We start from the raw sequence: 7314 nt of genomic DNA, 5'->3' as shown, positions 1-7314 counted from the left end.
GGAGGAATAGCCGCCGGTCGGACTTGCTTGCGCCCTCTCGCAATCACCCTGGCGGGAAACGCGGAGCCCTGGACGAAAACGACGGGTTCCTCGTCGAGCACAGGACGCAGGGGCTCCTAGAGGGAGCTCAGTCCGCCACTACTTCTTCTTCAGCGTGAATTCGCGACCGCCGAAGGTGCCAGTGAGCGTGCCGGCATCGACCGCCTTCATGGAAATCCTCGAATCAGTGCAGCCCGCGAGGACCTTCGAGCACCCTATATCTCGAAGCCGCACCAAAAACGAACGGGCCGCGGAGCGGCCCGTTCGTTTCATCTCTTCGGCCGAAGCAGGCCAATGGCGTTRTCAGCTCGCGGATGCAGCCGTCTCCGGCGTGGCGGAGGTCAACACCGGCGCCGTAGCGTTCGTGGGCTTGCGCGGGCTGCGGGCCTTGGCGGCAGCTTGCGACTTAGTCGCCCTGGCGGCGGCCTCCTCGGTGGCCTTCGCAGCAGCCTTTGCAGCCTTGGGGGCGGCCGCTGCCTTCTTTGCCGGCGCAGCCTTCTTCGAAGGAGCGCTCTTCTTTGGTGCAGCCTTCTTCGCGGCCGGCTTTTCAGCCTTGGCTTCGGGAGCTGCGACAGAAGCGGGAGCAACCTTCCTGGCACGGCTCGACGTCTTCACCGGAGCTGCAACTGTGCGGGCCTTACGGACTGCCTTTTTCGCCACTGTAGCGGCAGGGGCCACGGCCTTTTCGACCGAAGGTGCGGCAACGATGCCAGATTGGTCGATGAGGAACTTGTCACGGTTGCGAGCCGTGGCAATCCACCCGGGAGCTTTGCCGAAGCCCGTCCATGTCTTGCCCGTCTTTGGGTGGCGGTACTTGGGAACGCCTGCGCCCTTGCGCACTGCTTTTCCACCGCCGAGGACCTTGCCAGTGGCTACTTTCAATGCTTTGGCGCCAMGGCCAAAGAGGTGTTCGACGGTCAGGCCAAACGTGGCAATCGACTCCTTGATTTGCGCAACCACCTTTGTCGTCTCAGTTTCACGGAGCGCAGCCGCTTCTTTTTCGAGTTTGGCGATGGYGGATTTGAGTTGCGCGTAGGACTTCGTCATTGAGTTTGGGAGTTTTGAAGTTGGGGGAGTTCGTCGCTTGGCGTCATGGACGTTGGCGACAAGGGCGTCTGAACTTTGATGAATCGATGAAAAAACTTCTTCTCTTCAACTGCGCGCCACCCCGGATTTTACCCACCGGCGAACCGGCAGGCCTCTGCACACTCACATGGAACCACCACAACTGTCGCAAACGGAATGTTCTTGGAGTGCGCCGCGCGATGGCAGACGGCTTCTAGATACAGCGAGCCTGGACAAACTGCGCACATCGACCATTGAGGCCTTTGCGCTGTCGATTCAGTCAATCTGGGAACGCCATCTTCGCGACTACCACGCAGCCAGCGCGCGTGAGTTGCGCCACTGAGACTTGTCCTCCCGACGGAAGGCTCAAGACCTGGGCAGATGCTCAGAAGAGAGCTTGCTGTGAGGTTGTCAGGGCCATGAAATTCTCCCCCATCGGCTGGAGGATGGCGTCGGCAATCGGCTGCAGCTGCTTGCTCAGGTAGTGCTCGTAGTCGATGCGGGAATGGCGCGTTTCCAGCGGCTCCGGCCCGTTTTGAGTCATGACGTATCGAATCCAGCCACCTTTCTGATACTGCTTGGGTCGCTTGACCCGACCGTTGTACTCGTCGGCGATGCGTGCGGCGCGGACCTGCGGCGGCACGTTGACCAGGTAGGCATCGAGTTGATGACGCAAGCGCTTCCTGTAGATGAGAAGGTCATCCATCCGGCCAGCCAGCATCGACTGCGCATAGTCGGTCACGAACTCCTTGTAAGGGTCGCCGTGGAAGATGCGCGAAAGCAGACCCTCCTGGAACTGGCGCGCCAACGGGGTCCAGTCGCTGCGGGCCATCTCCAAGCCGCGGTAGACCATCTCCTCCTTGCCCGTAGCGTCCACGCTCAGGCCTGCGTAGCGCTTCTTGCTGCCCACGTCCGAGCCACGAATGGTGGGCATGAAGAACTTCTTGTAGTGGGTGTCGAACTCGATTTCGAGGAAGTTCTCCAGCCCGTGCTCCTCGCGGAGGGTGCGCGTCCACCAGTCGTTGATGTCTCTCACCAGGTCCGCCGCGATGGCGTGCGCTTGCTCGATGGTGTGGGTGCGCCTGAGCCAGATGAAAATCGAGTCGGTGTCACCATAGATGGCCTCGTAACCCCGGTTCTCCACGAATTCGCGCGTGAGCTTCATCATCTCGTGCCCACGCAACGTGACGGCAGAGACGACCTGGGGATTGAAGAAGCGGCAGTCGGCCGCACCCAGCACTCCGGCGAAGGAGTTCATGAGCAGCTTCAAGGCTTGCGACAGCGACTCGTTCCTGGCCAGCTTGGCCTCGTCCCGAGCCCGCCAGAGGGTGGTCACGATTTCCGGCAGGCAATGCTTCTCGCGCGAGAACGAGGTCCCTCGCGGACCCTTGATGACCATTGCCGGGTCGCTGGCGTTCGAGCCTTCCACAAAGCCCACAGGGTCGACCAGGAACGTTCGAATGATCGAGGGGTAGAGGCTCTTGTAATCCAGGACCACGACGGAATCGTAGAACCCTGGCTTCGAGTCCATCACGTACCCGCCAGGAAAGGCCTTGCTCGGAATCTCGCCCACGTTGGGCGCCACGTAGCCCAGGCGATGCATCCGCGGCAGATAGTGGTGGCTGAACGCGGCAATGGAGCCACCGAAGTGATCGGCCTGCAGGCCCGTGGTGTGGGCGCGTTCCATCATGAACTCCAGCAGCCTCGCCTTGTCGAAGATGCGCAGAACCAGCTCGCAGTCCCGGATGTTGTAGAGCGCGAGCGCGGGCTTGTCTTCCTGGTACCGCCGCTCGATCTCGGCCATCTTGTCGTACTCGTCGCCAATGGCCTTGCCCTCGCCCAGCAGTTCCTGTGAAACGGCCTCCAGGCTGAAGGAAGGAAAACTCCTCGACGCGGCTTTGAGTGCCTCGATGCCGTCGATGACCACCCGGCCGGGCACGGCCGCGAACAGATAGCCCTGCTTTCCCGGATGGGTCCGCCAATCGATGGGCCGACGCTCTCGCCCGAGAAGGAACTTCGCCCCACACGCGTCGGCTGCCTTCTGAAGCACTCGCAGGTCGAACTGAATGACGCTCCATCCGATGATGACATCCGGGTCGTTCCTCTCGAACCAGTCGTTGAGCCTCTCGAGCATGGCCTTGCGGGTTGGGCAATAGATGAGCGAGAAATTCATCGGCTCCCCCGGCTCAGGGGGTGGCTCGCCCAGCATGAAGACAACACGGTCTTCCTTGCCGTCCAGCGCAATGGAATAGAGCTCCTCGTCCTGGCTCGTCTCGATGTCCAGCGACACCACTTTCAGCACCGGCCGGAAATGGGGCGCAGGCTTGAGCTTGCAGTCGACGATGGTAGAGCCGTCTGCCCTCCCCCCCTCCACCAGCACGCCAGCCGTGATGAATCGCTCCATCAGGTAGCGGTCGTGCGGGCGCACGTCGGCTTCGAGCAGGGGAATGCCCTGTGGCCGGAGAGCGCGTGCCAGCTGACCCAGTTGGCGGAAGTGCCTCGCATACACACCAACGACAGGTTCCTGATGGAATGTCTTCAACTCGAGCTCACGCACTTGCACCGCTGGCATGGCGGCAAGGTGCGCTTCGACGGCCGCCCTGTGCTTCGATTCGACGAACGCGACAGAGGTCTGGGCGGTCAGGACCACTTTCATCGGCCCCGCATCTGTTGCCAGCCAGTACTCGATTTCGGTGCCGGCCGTGACGTCACGCCAGCGGCGAGTGAGGATGAAGCCCTTGAGTTCGGTGGGGAGCACGAGCGCTTAAGGAATCGGGTGGCAAAGGAAGGCGGGCTTGCGCATAACCGATTTTCGCCCGGTTGGGGCCGCGCGAGCGAGGCGATCCGCCACAATGCACGCATGCGAACCCCGGACCTGCGGAGTCGCCTTCTGGCCATCCTGGCCGCGGACGCAGCAGGCTATTCGCGCCTGATGTCGCTTGACGAGCGCGGCACCGTTGCGGGACGGTGTACGGCGATGGCCGCTAGACCCAATCGACGCGCTCGCCATCAGGCGGGCCACTCCTTTGACGCTCGGCTTCGAGCAATTTCTCTGAAGACATGTTTTCTGCCGATTCCAGCCGCCGCGGCTTCCTCCTCCAATCTTCAGCGCACGGCGCCATCGCGGCGCTCGCGGCAGTGTCTGGCTTCGCGCATGCCGCCGCCGAGAAGAAAGGCAGGGCTGCGGCCCGCATGCCCACGATTTTCATTGGCCACGGTAGCCCGATGAACGCGATCCAGGACAACGAGTTCACGCGCCGAATGGTCGTGTGGGGGAAGGCCTTGCCGACCCCGACGGCCATACTCAGCGTCTCGGCGCACTGGCTCACGCAGGGGGTCACCGGCGTCGGCATCCAGGAGCGGCCAAAGACCATCCACGACTTCGGGGGCTTCCCGCAGGCCCTGTTCGATATCGAATACCCAGCGCCTGGTCACCCGGCCATCGCGCGCGTTGCTGCCGGCCTGGTGACCCAGGGCCGCGTGGTTCCCACGCAGCAATGGGGCCTGGACCACGGCACGTGGACTGTCCTCAAGTACCTCTACCCCAAGGCGAACGTACCGGTCTTCCAGCTCTCGGTCGACTACGACAAGCCGGCCTCCTTCCACTACACCGTTGGCCGCGAGCTTGCCGCGTTGCGGGACCAAGGGGTGCTCATCCTCGGCAGCGGAAACATCGTGCATAACCTGCGGGCGACAGACCGGGGCGTCCCGGACGCCCTGTCCGCGAGCCGCCCCTGGGCGCAATCTTTCGACGATGCGGTGAAGTCTGCCCTGCGAGGACGTGATGACAAGGCTCTGATCGACTTCAGCAAGCTAGAAGGCGCTTCGGTGGCCGTTGCGACGCCCGATCACTACTACCCCTTCTTGTACCCCCTGGGCGCCGCCGGCACCGGGGAGCGCGCGCAAACCATCTACGAAGGTTTCCAGTCCGGGACGCTCGGCATGCGCTGTATCCAGTTCGGATAGGGCACGGCGCCGTACCGGGGGTACTATCCCGCTTGCGCGGTCGCGCCCCCGAGCGCTGGAGTCTGTTCCGCCGCCTTCGAGCCCGACCCTGCAGTGCAGTTTCGACGACCGGAAAATGCGAGGTCCAGTTGAAATACGACGCAACGTTGGTTCAGAAGTGGCAGGACGACGGGTATGTGGTCCTCCCGCAGTTTTATTCCGAAGCAGAGACCGACGCCGCCAAAGCCGCGGTTGCGCACGCGTGGACGTACAGGCCGTCGCGCGTGGTTGTCGACGACCTCGACACGGACCAGCGCATGAAGATTGGCGACGTTGGCCAAGAGGCCCGACACAGTCATCGCTTCAAGGTCAATGACCTCTTCCTCGAGTACGAAAGCATCAGACGGTTGGCATTGAATGCCAGGATCACTCCGATCCTCAAGGCGCTTCTCGCACACACCCCGGTGCTGTGCAATTCGCTGAATTTCCTGCAGGGCAGCGCCCAAGGCGATCATGTCGACGCGCTCTACATGACGCCGCACTCCCAGGGGCACCTGATTGCCATCTGGGTGGCGCTCGAGGACTGCCACCTGGATGCAGGGCCTCTGCGCTACTACCCGGGCAGCCACAAGATCGAGCAGTACGTGTTCTCGACCGGCAGCAACCACTTCGTGTCCGAAGAGATGCCGCTATGGAGCCGTTACATGGAAGGCGAGGTCCATCGGCTCGGACTGACCGCGCAGACATTCGCAGCGAAGCAAGGCGATGTCTTCATCTGGAGCGCCCATCTGCTTCACGGCGGCAGTCCGATCGATTCGCCCGGGAAGACGCGCAACAGCATCGTGTTTCACTATTTCTCGGAACAAGACTGCCGCGTGATCGGGTCACGCATCGTGCCCAAGGCCGGAGGCTACTGGATGCACAGAATGCATCAGCCCGTCCCTGGAAAAGACGAGCTCGAAGGTCCACCGCTATCTGCGAGGTCGGCTGTATTGAGCAACTTGCTCCTGCGGCTCTATCAATACAAGCAAGGGGTGCGGAGCTCGCCAGACACCCGAACTTGAGACGATCAGCCCAATTTGTTGAACCCTGCAAAGGTGCTACCGCAAGCCGAGCGCGACCTGCCGCGCGAGGACCGGGCGCCGGCCGAGACCGCCGCCCCGCACCGCGCGTGAGCCTTATCGCTCGATGGTCTTGTTCCAGCGCGCATTCCACGCCGGCCGGTTCGCGTTGATGCTCTCCCAGTCCACCGTGATCGCCGTCTTCATGTAGCCGTTGATCGCCGCCACCTGAGCGACGCCTTCGCCCACGGCCGGCGCCTTCGGATTGGTAGGGATCTGGCTGCCGTACTGCAGCACGTTCGCCTGGGCCAGCGGGCTCAGCAGGAACTCGGCGAGCTTCTGCGCGAGTTCCGGCTCGCTGTTGTTGGCGATCACGCACTGGCCCACCATCAACACGACCGCGCCTTCCTTGGGGTTCGCGTATTCGACCGGGATGCCCTTGGTCTTCAGCGCCGCCACCGCCGTCGGCGTGAGCGGAAAAATCGCCGCTTCGCCGGTCTGCACCATCTCGGAGATCTTGGCCGAACTCGGGATGTACTCCAGCACATTCGGGCCGATCGTCGTTGGCCAGGCCTTGAAGCCGGGCTCGACGTTCTGGTCGTTGCCGCCCTGGATGCGGTTGAACATCAGGAAGCCATGCAGGCCGAAGGACGACGCCGAGACCGACTGGAACACCACCTTGCCCTTGAACTTGGGGTCGGCCAGATCCATCCACGAGGTGGGCGCAGCCCAGCCCTTCTCCTTGAACATCTTGGCGTTGTATGCCAGGCCTGTCATGCCCAGGCTCACGCCGCTGGCCATGTCGCCCTTGAAGCGCGCGGCCGGGTAGATCTCGTTGAGCGCGGCGCTCGGGCGCTGCTTCTCGCACAGCCCCATGCCGATCGCGCGGACCATCACGCCGTCGTCGAGGAACATCACGTGCATCTGCGGACGCTCCTTGTTGGCCTGCGCCTTGGCCAGAATGTCCGACGACGTGCCGGGCACCACCACGACCTTGACGTTGTTCAGCTTCTCGAAGGCCGGGAAGACGTACTGTGTGTACGCCTTCTCCATGGTGCCGCCGTTCATGCCGATGTAGATCGTCTTGGTCTGGGCGCCCGCCACGCCGCCGGCAACCAGGGCGGTGGCAGCAGCCACTGTGAAGAACGAGCGGCGCACGAGGGGCCGGAGGGCGATGCGGGCAGAGGACATGATGTTTCTTTCG

The 7314-nt window shown here is 62.9% G+C and carries 5 protein-coding genes; 2 read left to right on the top strand and 3 right to left on the bottom strand.

The features are described 5' to 3' along the window. Positions 1 to 342: 342 nt before the first annotated feature. Complete coding sequence (locus AC1D2K_RS05760; RefSeq protein WP_478087012.1) at positions 343 to 1086, bottom strand: H-NS histone family protein; 744 nt, start codon at positions 1084 to 1086, stop codon at positions 343 to 345. Positions 1087 to 1489: 403 nt separating this feature from the next. Continuing rightward, complete coding sequence (locus tag AC1D2K_RS05755; protein WP_478087010.1) at positions 1490 to 3862, bottom strand: DNA polymerase II; 2373 nt, start codon at positions 3860 to 3862, stop codon at positions 1490 to 1492. A gap of 302 nt (positions 3863 to 4164) precedes the next feature. Between AC1D2K_RS05755 and ygiD the strand changes: the two genes are divergently transcribed. Together ygiD and AC1D2K_RS05745 are read left to right on the top strand one after the other, a co-directional pair. Next, entirely contained in the window at positions 4165 to 5070 is a 906-nt protein-coding gene (ygiD, locus tag AC1D2K_RS05750; protein WP_478087008.1) for a 4,5-DOPA-extradiol-dioxygenase, read from the top strand. A 128-nt stretch (positions 5071 to 5198) separates the two neighbouring features. Continuing rightward, entirely contained in the window at positions 5199 to 6113 is a 915-nt protein-coding gene (locus tag AC1D2K_RS05745) for a phytanoyl-CoA dioxygenase family protein (protein ID WP_478087007.1), read from the top strand. A 114-nt stretch (positions 6114 to 6227) separates the two neighbouring features. On the opposite strand, the gene AC1D2K_RS05740 is transcribed toward AC1D2K_RS05745, so the two are convergent. After that, complete coding sequence (locus AC1D2K_RS05740; RefSeq protein WP_478087005.1) at positions 6228 to 7301, bottom strand: ABC transporter substrate-binding protein; 1074 nt, start codon at positions 7299 to 7301, stop codon at positions 6228 to 6230. Positions 7302 to 7314 lie beyond the last annotated feature (13 nt).

The sequence above is a fragment of the Variovorax sp. P1_H12_2 genome (assembly GCF_056405335.1).
Note: the sequence above shows the minus strand (reverse complement) of the source record. Positions and strands in the feature narration are given on the sequence as shown.